The following is a 16,394-nucleotide window of genomic DNA, read 5'->3' as shown; positions in this document are numbered from 1 at the left end:
CCAGGGGGGAACACTTATGAACCCACAAATTGAGACGCATATATAAACCTATCATTCTCTGGATTTAGAGTACAGTCAAATATTTACTTGGAGAAAAGTCCCTAATTGTCCCACATGTACCAATAAAAAAGTATCAATGTTTGATTTGAAAAACACAACCGAGAATCACACATAAATTAGAAACGGGAGGTGCTCCCATGAAAGATCTTTTTAAAAATAAATTGTTTGTTAGAATGTCATTGTCAGATTTGATATCGGTGATGGGAGATTCACTTTACTATATTGCGCTATTAACCTTCGCTAATGGTTTTAGTAACAAAGCATTAGCAATCTTTATTGTGAGTTTATCAGAGTCTTTACCAAATTTATTGTTCTTTGTATTTGGGTTCATGGCCGACCGTATGAACAATAAAATTAGATGGATTGTTCGAATTGCTTTTATACGTTTTCTTCTTTATGTTGGTGTCTGCCTAATGGTTTTGAATGGGAGAAGTTTAATTATCCTGGTTATGGTTACAAGCATTAATTTAATTTCAGATTGTTTCGGAAAAATGTCTGAAAGTTTGTATACACCTATTTTCCCAACGATTATTAGAGAAGATCAAATTGAGGAAGCATCAGGAATTAATTCGGCTATCACACAAACGGTTTCTGCTATTGCAAATTTAGTAGGTGCAACTCTCTTAATCTGGTTTAGTTTTTCGGAATTAGCATTTATCAATGCACTTACTTTCTTAATTGTGGGGCTGATTATAGTTTCAATTAAAACAAAATTGAAACAAGCAGAAACAAAAGTTATAGTTGAAAAATCTGATTTTTCAGGATTTGTTGTGGAGATAAAAGAATCGTTACAGTTAATATATAAAACGGGTCTTAGCAAGGCTATTATTGATTTTTCATTAATTAACTTTCTGATAGCACCTTTAATCACTTTGATAGCAATTTATATTAGTAAGAACCCAGCTATGTATAGTGGTAACTATTCTTTCGAAATTGCTAGCATTACAGTTGCAATTTCAGCGGGCATGATTTTTGGGAATACGATAGGTGTTAAGTTGTTTGCAAAAGCTACATTTATTCGGTTGTCGGTATTTTGTACGGTCTTTATTACATTATTATTTTGCAGTCTATTCCAGAAAATGCTTTTTATCACAGTTATTCTCACATTTGTTGTACATCTGATAATCGGAACAATAGAGCCAAAGTTTAGTGCTCAAGTAATTAAGTATACGCCTCGAAACAAATTATCCTTGATATCAGGAGGTATTAATACCTTGCTGTTTCTAAGCTCGTCTATCTCAATGATTGTCATTCCATTTATGGCAACTTTAGTAACTGTTCGAATACTTGTAATTGCACTTGTAGCCTTTTCGATCATTGTATTAGTTTTGCTGTTGTCTCAATGGTTGACTAGCAAAGGTGATTATGATAAAAAGTGATGAATTATCAAAAAGCAAAGAATTTCGGTTTGCAAGAAAACACTATCTACCAAAACTTGATATATCCAACGAAATCTTTAATTCTTGGTTAATTTAAAAAGTGTTATTTACTTTTTGTTTAATTCAACAACGGTTTACAATGATCTTTTAGAAAATAAGAACACACAGATTATATTAAAGTCTTTAACCATACCGAGGGGCTAAGGTCTACTTTTGTTTTGACCCTAAACGCATACTATACCCGAGTTCTGAAACGAGAGAAGCTCCGATATTCATTGCTAACACGTTTGATGATTTTGCTTTTATTGTTTGAGATTCCTAACGGTCCATTTGTGTAGGTCATCAGAAATGTATGCTGAATCTCTACATGGTGTTATGCATCTTTTTGCCGGAACCTTTTAGTTGTTTCAATTTTTTCGTTGAAGTGTTAAGTGAACGTTATTTAGGGTTTAGTATGTCTGATCTACTTACATTGAAAGCTTCAGCACTTAAGTTATAACAGCACATTATTTCCTAAAGTTTTCGCGAATCGGACGATGGTGTTGTGCCGACCATAATTAATAATTTGGTCTTGATTGAGAATGCACAGTGCGGACAGGTCTTTGGACGGTAATCTGGTCGGCCTTGGTAACGGGTGGTGTCATTAATTTATCTAACGCCATCTTATATGTTTATCTTCTATACTTAACAGTATATGCTATCCATAAGAAAATTTTCTTTTTTCTCGGATCATGGTTGGTTTGGTGGATAGGCAGGAAATAGCCTTTTTTATTTACTCCTAAGTAATATATAAAAAAGTAATATATAAAAAATCTGTCGTCAACAGTAGTTAAAATTCTATTACCAACAACAGATATTGTAGAACCAAAAAGCCTCAATTTTAAGTGAGCTTTTTATCGATTTTTTGAAAGGAAGGCTCGAAATGCTAAACTTTGTGTTCACATTGCGTAAAAAATGAGGATTATTCTTTTACTAAGATAAATTCTCCGCGCTCCACAACTTTTGAAAAAGTTTCTGCTTAGTGATGATATATCAATATTTCTGGGAATTTTTTAATGAATAGGGTAAACAAGTATAGAACATAAAGTACTTTAGAAATTAATTGGAGACAGGAAATAAAAATTGTTGTTTAAGTATCAAAAATTAAATAACTCTCAGTGCTGAAATCCTGCTGAAGGCCTTGTTATACCAGAATTTTCTAAGTTTTGCCACCATTGGTTATAGTATTTCTCGTCAGTCATATGGATATCTTTGCCACCTAAATAAGAGTAGTGAAAAACTTTGATATAACGATATTTTGTCAAATATCTTTTGGCAAACTTTTCTACACCATCGCCGAGACCAATAATTGTCGGATTATGAAGTAATTCTAATTCACGTTCTAGAATTGGAAGTGAGGCAGTTACTTTATCGCGAGTCGTTTCAAACCTTTGAAGTTTAGTACTATGCGCATTATAGATTTTTTTATAAACATCGGTAATATAGCATCCTTCTAAGACCGAGTGTTTGGTAACTTCACGTAGCCTTCTAGCTCCTGTTCCGACGTTAGAATGAAAATTTACCCAAGGAATTTTTTCGATTTTTTTTCCAGGGTTTAGTGCTAAAATCATATATTGATTATTTATTACTTGCCAAAGTTTGTTTTGTTGAAATTCCGTCATTCCGTCGGGTTTTTGATCAAACTCTGGATAGAGTGCCCAACTAGCATCGTATTTGCTCAAATCAAATAATTCGTCATATACTTTTTTTTCAATTGCCATTAAAATTCCTTCTTTCACTTGTAAATAATAATTTTTTAAAAGCGGCTTCATTGTATAAAACCCTTGTGACATATAGTGTCGTTTGATCAGAAAATAAAAAAAACAACAGTTCGTAGAAAAAGAACGTTTTGAAAATTTTTCTAACGTTGAATATCAAATAACGAATAGCTTTTGATGAAATAGAAGGAGTTATGAGACTTTTTTGCGTTTGATGTAATAGTCTCAAACGAACTAGTAACTAATGGTATCAAAAATTTATTGCTATGAATGTTAAGAATAATCCTTTAGAAGTGTCCCCTAAACGTGGTTAAGATAATTCTTCAAAGATGAAGTTTCTCCTTTCAGAGTGGATAAAAATCGAAGTGAAAGTAAAAAGATGATTAATTCATTGATTACGTTGATTAATGAATACAGAACAGAACAAATCAGGTAAATTCAATAAGTAATTTATCTCTCAAAATCTTACTAAAAATACCGTCAGCACCTAGTAATCAGATGTTGGCGGTATTTTTGTAACCCATTAGTTTGTCCATTTATTTGTTTGGGTATGGCGGAAGTCAGCCAACTGTTGAAACAGGTCAGGGACACTCGTTGCCACAATGAAAAGGTCCAAGTTCTCCTTTGGTGCAAATCCTGCCTCACAAACGGTCTTCAAAGCCTGGATTAACGGATCATAAAAGCCGTTGATATTGAGTAAAGCGAGGGGATTTTGATGCAGATTGATTTGACTCCAAGATAGCATGGTGAAAAATTCTTCTAACGTGCCAAATCCGCCAGGTAACGCCACAAAAGCGTCCGAAGCATCCAGCATGTATTGTTTACGTTCGGAAATATCACTTGTGGTAATGATCTTATCCGTTGGAATGCGACCTAAGTGTTCATTAAACAAGACTTTTGGAATAATCCCTAAAACGTCACCACCCTGATCTAACATTTCGTTGCCTAAAACTCCCATTAGTCCCAGGCGGCCACCGCCATAGGCCAACCGGTACTGGTGCGCTGCCATGTAATCAGCTAGTGCAATTGTGGTTGTTTTATAAGCCTCTGCATAGCCTGTGTTTGAGCCGCAAAATACACAAATTGATTGAATTGCTTTCATTTTGATCACCTCAATTGAATTAAAAAAGAGCGTCTCGTAAGTTTTGAACTTAGAGACGCTCTCAAATTTGAACTTTATTTTTCATCATGGTCTTTAGGCTCACCGATATTGTAATCCTTATCAGACATTGTTTCGAGTTGTCCCAAACGATAGCCGTTACCAACTTGTGAGAAGAAGTCATGGTTGGCTGTTCCGGTTGAAATCCCGTTCATAACGATTGGATTAACATCTGCTTCCGTATCAGGGAAGAGGGGATTTTGACCCAAGTTCATGAGTGCTTTATTAGCGTTATAACGTGTGAAAGTTAAAACTTGGTCTGTCCAGCCCACTTGATCATATAAGACGTGGACGTATTTTTCTTCATTGTCATAAAGCTCATACAAGAAGTTAAACATCCAATCCTTTAATTCCTGCTGTTTTGTTTCAGGAAGTTCTTTAAGCGCAAGCTGGAATTTATAACCGATGTAAGTCCCGTGGACAGATTCATCACGCAAAATTAATTTGATGATTTCTGCAACGTTGGTCAACTTATTGTGGCCTAAATAGTAAAGTGGTGTAAAGAAACCAGAGTAGAACAAGAATGTTTCGAGGAAGACGCTAGAAATCTTCTTCTTCAATGGATCACCGTCATCATGATAGAGGGTGTAAATTTTCTTGGTTTTGTTTTGTAGAAATTCTTCTGTGTCACTCCAAGAGAAAATCTCATCAATTTCATCAGGCGTGTTCAAAGTTTCAAAAATAGAAGAGTAACTCTTAGAATGGACAGATTCCATAAATTGGATGTTGTTTAAAACTGCCGTTTCATGCGGTGTCCGCACGTCTTTTCGAAGAGCTGCCATGCCGTCTTGTGATTGGAGGGTATCCAGAAGGGTTAAACCACCAAAAACGTGTCCTACCACCCATTTGTGATCCTCGTCTAATGTCCGCCAATCATCCAAGTCATTAGAAATTGGGATTCGGGTATCTAACCAGAATTGTTCGGTTAGTTTTTCCCAGGTTGCCTTATCGATTTCATCGGAAACTTGGTTCCAGTTGATTGCTTTGTAGTTACCTTCAGGTGTCCATTTGATTGGATTAAGCTTCGCATCTGCCATATTTTGTTGATCCTTTCTAGCTTTAAATTAAATTGAGCAACTTTCGCACTGATTTACGCCAACTTCACCGTCATTGTCAGTAAATGTCCGAATGTAATAAATAGATTTTATCCCCTTATTATAAGCATAGTTACGGAGAATGTTCAAATCCCTGGTGGTCATTTTATTTGTCCGACCATCTTTCCATTCATAAAGGCCTTCTGGAATGGTAGAATGCATAAAGAATGTCATACTCATCCCTTGATCGACGTGTGGTTGTGCGGCTGCATAGATGTCGACAACCTTGCGCATATCAATGTCATATGCCGATTGATAATATTTTAACGTACTGTTGTCAAGATATGGCGCTGGGAAGTAAATCTTACCGATTTTTTTCTCTTGGCGTTCCTCAACACGGTTTACAATTGGCTGAAGACTAGCAGTGGCATCATTAATGTAGGAAATTGAACCAGTTGGCGCAACAGCCATGCGATTTTGATGATAGAGGCCATCTTTCATAACGGCTTCTTTTAGAGCTTGCCAATCTGCTGGGGTAGGGATATCAATGCCCTCAAACAAGTCTTTAGCTTTTTGGGTTTTCGGACCCCAATCCTTAGTCACATACTTATCGAAGTAACTGCCATCTGCATACTTACTCTTTTCAAAATTATGGAAAGTTGTGTGGCGTTCACGCGCAATCTTATTGGAAGCTTTTAACGTCCAGTAGTTCAAAAGCATGAAGTAAACACTGGTAAAATCAAGTGAATCACGATCTCCATAGTACATATGATTTTTTGCCAGGTAGCCATGCAAGCCCATTGCGCCCAAACCAATGGTATGGGCGAGTTTATTACCATTTTGAATAGAAGGCACCACATTAATGTTTGAATGATCCGTAACAAAAGTTAATGCGCGAACCATGGTCTCAACTGAACGCCCAAAATCAGGGGTTTCCATCATGTTCACAATGTTAGTGGAGCCCAAATTACAGCTAATGTCAGTTCCAAGGGTCGTGTATTCCTGCTTATCATTGATTGCGGATGGTGTTTGTACCTGCATGATTTCAGAACACAGATTACTCATCACAATCTTGCCGTAGATGGGGTTGTCACGATTGGCGGTGTCTACATTCACAATGTAAGGATAACCGGATTCCTGTTGTAGCTTAGAGAGTTCATTTTCTAAATCGCGAGCTTTTAGTTTGGTCTTCTTGATGTCGGGGTTCGCCACCATATTGTCATATTCAGCGGTGATATCTACGTAAGAGAAAGGCTTGCCATAGACTTTTTCAACTGAATAAGGGCTGAACAGGTACATTTCTTGATCGGTGCGGGCTAACTCGTAAAATTTATCCGGAACAACCACGCCAAGTGAAAGTGTTTTGACCCGAATCTTTTCATCAGCATTTTCCTTTTTAGCAGAGAGAAAAGCAATGATATCGGGATGGAAAATATTTAAGTAAACCACACCGGCACCTTGACGTTGACCCAGTTGGTTAGCATAGGAAAAACTGTCTTCGAGCAACTTCATGACGGGAACCACACCACTTGCGGCGCCCTCGATGCCCTTAATGGGGGCACCAGCTTCACGTAGGTTACTCAAGTTAATACCTACGCCACCGCCTAATTTAGAAAGCTGGAGTGCCGAGTTGATAGTTCGGCCGATGGCGTTCATGTCATCAGTGGCTTGAATGAGAAAACAAGAAACGAGTTCGCCACGGTGTTTACGACCGGCATTCAAGAAACTAGGGGTTGCCGGCTGGTAGCGTTGATGGATGATTTCATCGGCAATTTCCATCGCCAAATCCTCGTCGCCTTCTGCAAAGTAGGTAGCGTTCATGGCCACGCGATCAATAAAGTTTTCGAGGTAGTAGCTATTATCGTTCGTTTTTAAAGCGTATTGCGCGTAGAATTTATATGCCGCCATAAAAGAATGAAAGTGGAAATTTTGAGCTTTTAAGAATGCATATAATTTTTCTAAAAAGGCAAATGAATATTTTCGGATAGAGGCTTCATCGATATAGTCATTTTCGATGAGATAATCGAACCGGGCCTTTAGGGAATCGAATTTCATCGTGTTCGGTTCCACATTTTGTGCTAAAAATGCGGCTAAGGCATCATGGTCCTTGTTTAGCGGAATTTGGTTATTGACGGGGATGTTAATCTCATTGTTTAAATCATAATATGTGACATCTTTAAGGTTCTTAAGACTCATCAGTTTCACGCCTTTCTGTGTACATTTAAGAGAAATTAAGCAAAAATAAAAAAACGCCTAGCTGTATTAGGCAGCATGATGCGTTTTTTATTATCCTGATATTTTGTTGCGGTTACATTGCTAACTGTTTCAAAACATCAGGGCGGAACCCGGCAATCGGTTCATTACCATTGGATTCAACAACGGGAACGGCTTGGAAGCCACGAGATTTCAAGTAGTCGATGTAATCCGGATTCGTATTAATGTTACGTTCTTTAAAAGGAATATCGTGTTCACTTAGGAAACGTTTTGTCATCTTGCATTGCATACAGTTGTTTTTTGTATAAATTACAACTTCACTCATGTAATCACCTTCAATTCTCATCTCATTGATATTTAACGAATAAATTCAGTATACAGCATCTAATGTAAAATTCAATGAAAAAACCACCACATTTAGTATGTTTTTTTGAGAAATCACTAAATATGGTGGTCTGATAAGGTTTTGAAGAAAAACTTTTTTTATTCAATTACTAACCCCAAAACTAACGCTAAGTTAGTTATGTATTCACTGTCATAATTAGCTATAATAGAAACAAAAGAGGAGCAAATTAATGACTGAATATTATTATACACAAAATCCTGAAGTTTTACATGAGAAAAGGCAGTGGCAATTTACATTGCTAGGCAAAAACTTAATTTTTAATTCTGACAGCGGCGTTTTTTCCAAAGATACCGTTGATTACGGTACCCGTGTTTTACTGGACGCGCTTGACTTAACCACATTAACACCAGGCCCGGTTTTAGATGTTGGCTGCGGTTACGGACCTATTGGCCTTGCCATTGCAGCTAACCTTCCTGATGTTCAAGTAGATATGATTGATGTGAATGAACGGGCGCTGGGATTGTGCCAACAAAACGCGCAGCAAAATCAGCTGGAAAACGTCACGGTTTGGCAATCAGATGTTTATGAAAAGGTCGCTGAGCAAAACTACCAAGCTATTATCTCTAATCCCCCGGTCCGTGCGGGAAAAGAAGTTGTGACCAATATTTTAACACAGGCTTATGCGCATTTGGCAATTAATGGCACACTAACCATAGTGCTTTAAAAAAAACAGGGCGCGCCGTCAGCTAAAAAAGTGATGGCTAAAAAGTTCGGAAATGCAGAAATCATTCAGCGTCAAAAAGGGTATTATATTATCCGCAGTGTAAAGGAGACTGCCAAGCCTAATGAGTAAGTTATCTTCCAATCAAGAACTTTATTTTATGAGCCTCGCTTATGAGGAAGCTAAAAAGGCCAAAGAACTGGGTGAGGTTCCGATTGGTGCTGTGGTGGTTTACAAAAATCAGGTTGTCGGACGCGGTTATAATCTGCGGGAACGCGATCAAAATGCCACCGCCCATGCGGAGGTGATCGCCATTCAAGCCGCCTGTCAAACGCTAAAAAGTTGGCGACTGTGGGATTGTCAGTTATTTGTGACGATCGAGCCTTGTATGATGTGCAGTGGGGCAATCCTTAATGCACAGGTGCCCGAAGTTTATTTTGGCGCCCGGGACCCTAAGGCGGGGGTGGTACAAAGCTTATACCAATTATTATCTGATCAAAGATTAAATCATCAAGTTGAGATTCATGAAGGGCTGTTTGAAAAAGAAGCCGGTCAAATTATGCGAGATTTTTTTCGTGAGATTCGGAATCGAAAAAAAGTCAGAAAAAAAATAAACAAATTAGTAGAAATTTTGTTTAAGTTCGAGTATTATTAATAGTGCCGAGAGGCCTTAAGGCAAGGGTGGACTTACGAATTGTGTCAGGTCCGGAAGGAAGCAGCACTAAGTCTGATCTGTCTTGTGCCTTAAGTTATTAGGAAATTGTGAAACTCTTAGTCGCTATGGCTAGGAGCTTTTTATTTAGAATGAGTTTGCAAAAATGATTGAAGGGAATTGCAAAGATGAGCTATCAAGCCTTATACCGAGTTTGGCGACCACAGCGTTTTGATGAAATTGTGGGCCAGCAAGTTATTACACAGACACTAAAAAATGCGCTCATAACTGGACAGACTAGTCATGCTTATCTGTTTACGGGACCGCGCGGAACGGGAAAAACTTCGGCGGCCAAAATATTTGCGAAGGCGATCAATTGTCATCATCTTAAGGATGGCGAGCCGTGCAACGAATGTGTCACTTGTAAGGCAATCACGCAAGGACGCCTTAATGATGTTATCGAAATTGATGCGGCTTCTAATAATGGCGTTGAAGAGATTCGTGACATTCGTGACAAGGCAAAATATGCGCCTACAGAGGCCGATTATAAAGTTTACATTATTGATGAAGTGCATATGCTGTCGACAGGTGCGTTTAATGCCCTGTTGAAGACGCTTGAGGAGCCACCAGCTAATGTTGTCTTCATTTTGGCAACGACAGAACCGCAAAAAATCCCTTTGACCATTATTTCCAGAACACAACGGTTTGACTTTCGTCGTATTTCGACAAAGGATAGTTATGACCGGATGGTTTATATTTTGCAACAAAAGCAGATTAGCTTTGACGACAAGGCTTTAATGATTATTGCACGGGCTGCGGAAGGCGGGATGCGGGATGCACTCAGTATTCTTGATCAGACCCTTTCGTTTGGCGATAATGAAATCACGTTGAAAAATGCCCTGCAGGTGACTGGCAGTGTGAACCACGATTTGTTGAATGCTTACGTCACCGACATTTCCAACCAGCAGGTGAGCCAAGCGTTAGAGACACTGGAAAAGGTTTTAGCAGAGGGAAAAGATGCGAATCGGTTTATCGAAGACCTGATTAACTTTTGTCGGAATTTGTTGCTGTATCAACAGGATCCCTCCCTGGTTGTGGACCAAGACTTAGGTGATGTGGATGAGCAATTTAAACAGTTTGCCGCTCAATTGAGTGCAGAGCAAATTTACCAGATGATTGATCATCTCAACGAAACTCAGCAGCAAATGCGCTTTACAACCCATCCGGATGTTTATATGGAAGTTTTGACCATCAAACTCGCGCAGCCGGTACAGATGAAGCCGTTAGCAGCAGATGAAAAGGTGGCTCAGCCAGATGCGCAGGCCGCCCAATCTAATGCGGAAATTGACCGTTTACAAAGTCAGGTGAAGAAACTTTCGGCACAGGTACAGCAATTGGAGCAAAACCATACTGAAAATGCCAAACCTCAATCTGTGAATCGCCAAACGCCGACAACCAAACGGCGCAGTCGGGAAGTAAAGCCTAACCTCGCCAAAATATATCCGGTTTTAGCCAACGCAACAAAACAAAATTTGGTACAATTAAAAGAGATCTGGCCGGACTTGATGTCGATGTTAAGTGTGACCCAGCGGGCGTTAATGCATGTGGCCCAACCGGTGGCGGCTAGTGAAGAAGGGGCCGTAATTGCCTTCAACTATGCATTCTTATACGAAAAAGCAGCTGATGACAGTGAGTTGCGTGAACTGCTAAGTGCCGATATTGATAAACTGGTGGGTCACGACCTCAAAATTGCGTATGTGGATGCCGAACAGTGGCCACAAATCCGGCAAAGTTATATCGATCAGCATAAAGAAGATTTGCAAAACAGTGATTCGGCAGCGGCTCATAGCTCGGAATCAGTATCTAGCCAAACGCAAGCGCCAGCAGATCCGCTGGTAACTAAAGCAGAGGCACTGTTTGGTGCTGATACAGTTGAAGTAAAAGATGATTAAATAATGAAATTAAGAAGGGCGGACTAAATATGCGCGGTGGAATGGGAAATATGCAAAATATGATGCGACAAATGCAAAAGATGCAAAAGAAAGTTGCCGAGGAACAAAGTAACTTAGATGCGACTGAATTTACAGGTGTTGCACCTGATGACATGGTCAAAGTGACGTTTACCGGGAATAAGCAGATGAAAGACATTGTGGTTAATCCCGAAGCTGTTGATCCTGATGATGTGGATATGTTACAGGACTTGATTGTCGCAGCGGTGAACGATGCCATGAAGAAAATTGATGATGAGACAAACAAGACAATGGGCAAATACACTAAAGGTTTGCCAAGAATGTAAGGATGAGGGCTTTTAAATGCAATATCCAGAGCCAATTGCAAAGTTAATTGATAGTTACATGAAATTACCCGGCATTGGTGAAAAAAGTGCCACACGGCTAGCTTTTTATACCATAGATATGGATGCTGATGATGTAAGCGGGTTTGCCAAAGCCTTAGTTTCAGCAAAACGTGATTTACATTTTTGCAGTATTTGCGGCAACATTACGGAAGATGACCCGTGTGAGATATGCCGGGATAAGACGCGTGATCAGAGCACAGTTTTGGTCGTCGAAGACCCAAAAGATGTGATGTCAATGGAAGAGATGAAGGAATATCATGGCCTTTATCATGTCTTGCAGGGCGTACTTTCGCCAATGGAAGGCAAGGGCCCAGAAGATTTAAATATCGCTAGTCTCTTAAAACGGCTACAGAACAATCAAAAGATTAAAGAAGTGATTGTGGCCACGAACGCCACGCCAGAAGGAGAAGCCACGGCTATGTACCTTTCTCGCTTAATCAAACCAGCGGGAATCAAGGTTACTCGTTTGGCGCATGGGTTATCAGTTGGTAGTGATATTGAGTATGCCGATCAGATGACATTATTTAAGGCAGTTGAAGGCCGGACAGAGATGTAACAAGTTAAAGGTAAAAAGGTGAGACAGCATTTTGAGAGGAAAATTTATTTCGTTTGAAGGCCCAGATGGCGCAGGAAAGACAACGGCTTTAAATACGATTGTCGCGGACTTACAACCCGTTTTGGCCGATAAGTTAGTCGTGACACGGGAGCCAGGTGGCAACCGGATTTCAGAAGCTATTCGCGATATTATTCTTGATCGTCAAAATACCGAGATGGATGACCGCACCGAGGCTTTGTTGTATGCAGCTGCTCGGCGACAACATATTGTCGAGACCATTCAACCGGCACTTGCGCAGGAAAAAATGGTGCTTTGTGATCGTTATGTGGACAGTTCGGTGGCTTACCAGGGGGCAGGGCGCAAGATCGGTACCCAAGAAGTTTATCAAATGAATTTGTTTGCAACGGCGGGATTGCTTCCCGATTTGACCATTTATTTTGATATTCCATCAGAAATTGGGTTGCAACGGATCATGACCCACCGAACTGATGAAATTAATCGCTTGGACGTTGAACAACTATCGTTTCACAAGCGGGTGCGTTCCTCATACTTAGAAATTGCCCGAAAGGCACCGCAGCGCGTAAAAACAATTGACGCCACGAAGAGCCGAGCGCAAGTAGTTAAAGATGTCGAAGCAATAATTGTTGCACAAAATGGAGAATTTTTTAAATAATCAGGAGAGTGATGGCTATGAAGTTAATTATTGCAATTGTTCAGGATAAGGATGCTAGTCAATTAAGTGACCAATTTATTGATGCGAATATTCGGGCAACAAAACTGTCCACAACCGGAGGCTTTTTGAAATCCGGAAATACCACGTACATGATCGGAATTGATGATCAGCGGGTTGATGAAGTCTTAGCAATGATTAAAGAAGCTTCTCATAGTCGTGAGGAATTCATGACGCCACCCGTTAATCTTGATGCCAGCATGGAAGGCACAACGGCTTATCCGGTTAAAGTACAGGTCGGTGGCGCCACTGTTTTTGTCATGCCAATTGAAAAATTTCAGCAATTCTAGGATTTATAAAGGAGTAACAAATGACGGCAGACAGTATTAAAACTGCGGTTTCTAATAAGCAACCAGCGCTGGTTCAGCATTTTAAAAAAGTAATTGCGAAACACGAATTGGCGCATGCTTATTTGTTTGCTGGCGAATCAGGAATTGGAAAAGACGAGTTGGCAACGTGGATTGCAATGCGTCTTTTTTGTTTAAATGTAGAAGCTAACGAACCGTGTGGAAAATGCCAGGAGTGCCGGCGAATTAGTACTGGGCAGCATCCCGATGTGGTGATCGTAAAGCCGGATGGACAAAGTATCAAGGTTGATCAGGTGCGATTTTTAAAAGCAGAATTCACGAAGAGTGCGGTTGAAGGAAATCAAAAGATTTTTATTATTTCGGATGCTGAAAAAATGACGGCCGGCGCTGCCAATAGTTTACTGAAATTTATTGAAGAGCCAAGCCCTAACGTGACAGCTTTTCTCTTGACCACTAATAAGAATTTGATGCTGCCCACCATCATTTCACGAACAGAAGTAGTAGAATTAAAACCGTTAGTGCCAGAACAATTTAAGGCACAGTTGCGTGAAAAACAAGTTACGCCCAGTCTCATTGCCATGGCGGTTAATTTAACCAATAGTGTGGTGGAGGTTGAGACATGGCTGAAAGATGATTGGTTAAGCCAAGTTCAGTCTGAGTTAGCACGGTGGTTTCTCATGAGCTTTAAAAAAGATATGCGTGCGTTTATTGAGGTTCAGGCTAAGCTTTTAACTCTTGCCAAGACCAAAGATGAGCAGCAATTAATTTTGGACATTGTAATGTTGTACTGCCGGGAAGCCTTAATTTTAAAGGTGAATCCCCAAAGTGAGCGCCTGAGCTTTCCTAATCAAGACAAGGAGATTACTGCCCAGCTACCTACTAAAACGACGAGTGCCCTTTTATTAGCCACACAAAAAGCGTTAGAAGCAAAGAACTTATTGAACCGTAACGTAAGCTTTCAAAATGTTTTGGAAACTTTAACTATACGGCTGTGTCAGGTTTATTGATCCGTTCTAAGATTAGAGATTGGGCAATGAGGTGAAATTGTGAACAAGCGAGAAATATATGAAAGTTTCAATGGCATTCAAGATGAAACGCAGCGTATGTTAGATCAAATTAAAGAACTTCAAAATGGCATGGCAGAAATTTTGGAGGAAAATGCGGAACTGGTCATCGAAAATGAACATTTACGTGAACGTCTAAGTAAGTACGAACAACCTTCTAAAAAGGAAAAACAAAAAAGCACAAAACACGGCCTCTCTAAATCACGGAAAAACTTGGAAAAACTATACGGACGTGGTTATCATGTTTGCAATGAATGGTTTGGCAAGCACCGCGAGAATGATGAACCTTGTGCCTTTTGTCTTGATGTTATTTATGGTGATCGCTAAGGAGGCCAAAACGTGCAGTCACAGAAAAGTTTTGCAAAAAATCAGGTTAGCGGTACGCTTTATTTGGTACCAACACCTATCGGCAACTTACAAGATATGACATTTCGGGCTGTTAATACACTCAAAGAAGTGGACTTAATTGCTGCAGAAGACACCCGAAATACGCAAAAATTATTAAATCATTTTGAAATTGACACCAAACAGATTAGTTTTCACGAATATAACACGAGACAACGGGTGCCTGAATTAGTTGCACGTCTAGAACAAGGAACCAATATTGCCCAGGTCAGTGATGCAGGAATGCCGTCAATTAGCGATCCGGGACATGATTTAGTAGTGGCCTGTATTGAACGGCACATCACAGTTGTCCCATTGCCAGGGGCCAATGCTGGCCTCACGGCGTTAATTGCGTCGGGTTTGGCCCCGCAGCCCTTTTATTTTTTCGGTTTTTTAAATCGTAAACCAGCTGAACAAAAACGGCAGTTAGACCGGCTTGCTAATAAGGAAGAAACCCTGCTCTTTTATGAAGCACCACATCGTTTGAAAAAAACTTTAAAGAATATGGCAGCCATTTTTGGCGATGAACGGCAAGTCGTTTTGTGTCGGGAACTTACCAAGAAATTTGAGGAATTCTTACGGGGGACTTTAAACGAAGCACTGACTTGGATTGAAGAAAACGAGATCCGCGGCGAGTTCGTGATTGTTGTGGCGGGCAATCCGAAGCCTTCTTCACAACCAACAGAATCAATTCCGGAACTTTCCATTGAAGCACAAGTAACCAATTTAATTAGCGCAGGAAAAAAGCCCAATGATGCGATTAAACAAGTGGCCAAGCTGCGTGGACTCCGAAAACAAGACGTTTATAGTCAGTATCATCATTTAAAATCATAAAGATAGCGAGAAAGGAAGATTGACAAGTGGCGGGGAAAAAATTTAGTGAAACACATCGATTAGTTTATTATGATGGTGACCGTACCTATCATGCTTCAATTCCGATGCTAGTCAATTTGATGGTCTTAGCTTCCGAGGACCAAAGTGAGAGCCTGGGCGTAGGTTCACCGGAAGTTTTAAAACATGGTGTCGGCTGGGTAGTGACTCAGTACATAATGGAAATCAACGCGCTCCCCAAAATTGGCACCACAATTCAACTTTCTACGGAGGCGACCGCTCATAATAAATTCTTTTGTGAACGTCGTTTTGCAGTTGCTGATGAAAAGGGTCAAAATTTACTGCGTGTAAATAGTAATTTTGTTTTAATGAATCATCAAACGCGGCGGATGGGAAAACTGATTCCAGAACTGGTGGATCCTTATGGAAGTGAGGAGGTCAAACGGCTACCACGTCTTCCCCGAGTTGCACGTATCAGTGAAGAACCAACTGTAATGACTAAGCAATATCCCGTACGTTATTTTGACTTAGATACCAATGGACACGTCAATAATTCGCACTATTTTGAATGGTTGCTTGACGTTTTGCCAGCAGATTTCTTGCAAGAACACCAACCCACCTGGTTAAATATTCAGTATCATAAAGAAATTCAGTATGGCCATTTGGTCACGAGTCAAGCCGTGAAGAAAACGACTGACGAGGGTCAACTTGTGACTTTGCATCGAATGTTAGTTAATGATGAAGTCTATTGTGAAGCGGAATGTCACTGGCAGACATTAGCAACAGAAACGGAAAAAACAAGTCATTAATATGGTATAATTTAAGTAATTTCAGACAGGATAT

Annotated in this window: 17 protein-coding genes, 1 other RNA gene and 1 pseudogene; 13 read left to right on the top strand and 6 right to left on the bottom strand. The window is 39.8% G+C overall.

Annotation, left to right across the window (positions count from 1 at the left end):
- Window positions 1–197 precede the first annotated feature (197 nt).
- On the top strand, window positions 198–1,439 hold the full coding sequence (locus ACLJJ6_RS07565; protein ID WP_412988701.1) for an MFS transporter: 1,242 nt from the start codon (window positions 198–200) through the stop codon (window positions 1,437–1,439).
- A 235-nt stretch (window positions 1,440–1,674) separates the two neighbouring features.
- Here the strand turns inward: ACLJJ6_RS07565 and ACLJJ6_RS07560 are convergent, their stop codons facing one another.
- The 6 genes from ACLJJ6_RS07560 to ACLJJ6_RS07535 all read right to left on the bottom strand — a co-directional run bounded on the left by ACLJJ6_RS07560 (window position 1,675) and on the right by ACLJJ6_RS07535 (window position 7,928).
- Complete coding sequence (locus tag ACLJJ6_RS07560; protein ID WP_412990450.1) at window positions 1,675–1,800, bottom strand: hypothetical protein; 126 nt, start codon at window positions 1,798–1,800, stop codon at window positions 1,675–1,677.
- A gap of 793 nt (window positions 1,801–2,593) precedes the next feature.
- A complete protein-coding gene (locus tag ACLJJ6_RS07555; RefSeq protein ID WP_412988700.1) occupies window positions 2,594–3,199 on the bottom strand; it encodes a uracil-DNA glycosylase family protein in 606 nt (201 codons plus the stop codon).
- Window positions 3,200–3,719: 520 nt separating this feature from the next.
- Window positions 3,720–4,298, bottom strand: a complete 579-nt coding sequence (locus ACLJJ6_RS07550) for a TIGR00730 family Rossman fold protein (protein ID WP_412988698.1) — start codon at window positions 4,296–4,298, stop codon at window positions 3,720–3,722.
- A 74-nt stretch (window positions 4,299–4,372) separates the two neighbouring features.
- Complete coding sequence (gene nrdF, locus ACLJJ6_RS07545; protein WP_412988697.1) at window positions 4,373–5,392, bottom strand: class 1b ribonucleoside-diphosphate reductase subunit beta; 1,020 nt, start codon at window positions 5,390–5,392, stop codon at window positions 4,373–4,375.
- Between the two features lie 27 nt (window positions 5,393–5,419).
- Window positions 5,420–7,585 (bottom strand): class 1b ribonucleoside-diphosphate reductase subunit alpha, encoded by a 2,166-nt coding sequence (nrdE, locus tag ACLJJ6_RS07540; RefSeq protein WP_412988696.1) that lies wholly within the window; start codon window positions 7,583–7,585, stop codon window positions 5,420–5,422.
- 112 nt (window positions 7,586–7,697) lie between these two features.
- On the bottom strand, window positions 7,698–7,928 hold the full coding sequence (locus ACLJJ6_RS07535) for a redoxin NrdH (RefSeq protein WP_412988694.1): 231 nt from the start codon (window positions 7,926–7,928) through the stop codon (window positions 7,698–7,700).
- 250 nt (window positions 7,929–8,178) lie between these two features.
- On the opposite strand from ACLJJ6_RS07535, the pseudogene ACLJJ6_RS07530 reads away from it, so the two are divergent.
- From ACLJJ6_RS07530 to ACLJJ6_RS07475, 12 genes and pseudogenes are all read left to right on the top strand, one after another.
- Window positions 8,179–8,802: pseudogene (locus ACLJJ6_RS07530) on the top strand (class I SAM-dependent methyltransferase).
- Window positions 8,795–9,325: a tRNA adenosine(34) deaminase TadA gene (tadA, locus tag ACLJJ6_RS07525; protein WP_412988693.1), complete on the top strand. Its 531-nt coding sequence runs from the start codon at window positions 8,795–8,797 to the stop codon at window positions 9,323–9,325. The pseudogene ACLJJ6_RS07530 and the gene tadA overlap by 8 nt, the downstream one beginning before the upstream one ends.
- 12 nt (window positions 9,326–9,337) lie before the next feature.
- Window positions 9,338–9,424: signal recognition particle sRNA small type (gene ffs / locus ACLJJ6_RS07520), an RNA gene on the top strand.
- Window positions 9,425–9,510: 86 nt separating this feature from the next.
- Complete coding sequence (dnaX, locus tag ACLJJ6_RS07515; protein WP_412988691.1) at window positions 9,511–11,274, top strand: DNA polymerase III subunit gamma/tau; 1,764 nt, start codon at window positions 9,511–9,513, stop codon at window positions 11,272–11,274.
- A gap of 29 nt (window positions 11,275–11,303) precedes the next feature.
- The gene (locus tag ACLJJ6_RS07510) at window positions 11,304–11,618 is read left to right on the top strand and encodes a YbaB/EbfC family nucleoid-associated protein (protein WP_412988689.1); all 315 of its coding nucleotides are present in this window, start codon (window positions 11,304–11,306) and stop codon (window positions 11,616–11,618) included.
- Window positions 11,619–11,634: 16 nt separating this feature from the next.
- A complete protein-coding gene (recR, locus tag ACLJJ6_RS07505) occupies window positions 11,635–12,234 on the top strand; it encodes a recombination mediator RecR (protein ID WP_412988687.1) in 600 nt (199 codons plus the stop codon).
- 31 nt (window positions 12,235–12,265) lie between these two features.
- Complete coding sequence (gene tmk / locus ACLJJ6_RS07500) at window positions 12,266–12,907, top strand: dTMP kinase (RefSeq protein ID WP_412988685.1); 642 nt, start codon at window positions 12,266–12,268, stop codon at window positions 12,905–12,907.
- Between the two features lie 17 nt (window positions 12,908–12,924).
- Window positions 12,925–13,254, top strand: a complete 330-nt coding sequence (locus ACLJJ6_RS07495; RefSeq protein WP_057750521.1) for a cyclic-di-AMP receptor — start codon at window positions 12,925–12,927, stop codon at window positions 13,252–13,254.
- A gap of 20 nt (window positions 13,255–13,274) precedes the next feature.
- Complete coding sequence (gene holB, locus ACLJJ6_RS07490) at window positions 13,275–14,279, top strand: DNA polymerase III subunit delta' (RefSeq protein ID WP_412988683.1); 1,005 nt, start codon at window positions 13,275–13,277, stop codon at window positions 14,277–14,279.
- 39 nt (window positions 14,280–14,318) lie between these two features.
- A complete protein-coding gene (locus ACLJJ6_RS07485) occupies window positions 14,319–14,663 on the top strand; it encodes a DNA replication initiation control protein YabA (protein ID WP_412988681.1) in 345 nt (114 codons plus the stop codon).
- 12 nt (window positions 14,664–14,675) lie between these two features.
- Window positions 14,676–15,554, top strand: coding sequence for a 16S rRNA (cytidine(1402)-2'-O)-methyltransferase (rsmI, locus tag ACLJJ6_RS07480; RefSeq protein ID WP_412988679.1), 879 nt, complete (start codon window positions 14,676–14,678; stop codon window positions 15,552–15,554).
- A 26-nt stretch (window positions 15,555–15,580) separates the two neighbouring features.
- The gene (locus tag ACLJJ6_RS07475) at window positions 15,581–16,360 is read left to right on the top strand and encodes an acyl-[acyl-carrier-protein] thioesterase (RefSeq protein ID WP_412988677.1); all 780 of its coding nucleotides are present in this window, start codon (window positions 15,581–15,583) and stop codon (window positions 16,358–16,360) included.
- The last annotated feature ends 34 nt before the right edge of the window (window positions 16,361–16,394 follow it).

Source organism: Pediococcus siamensis, assembly GCF_047220215.1.
GTDB lineage: Bacteria > Bacillota > Bacilli > Lactobacillales > Lactobacillaceae > Pediococcus > Pediococcus siamensis.
The sequence above is the reverse complement of the archived record's forward strand: the minus strand, read 5'-3'. Positions and strand labels throughout refer to the sequence as shown.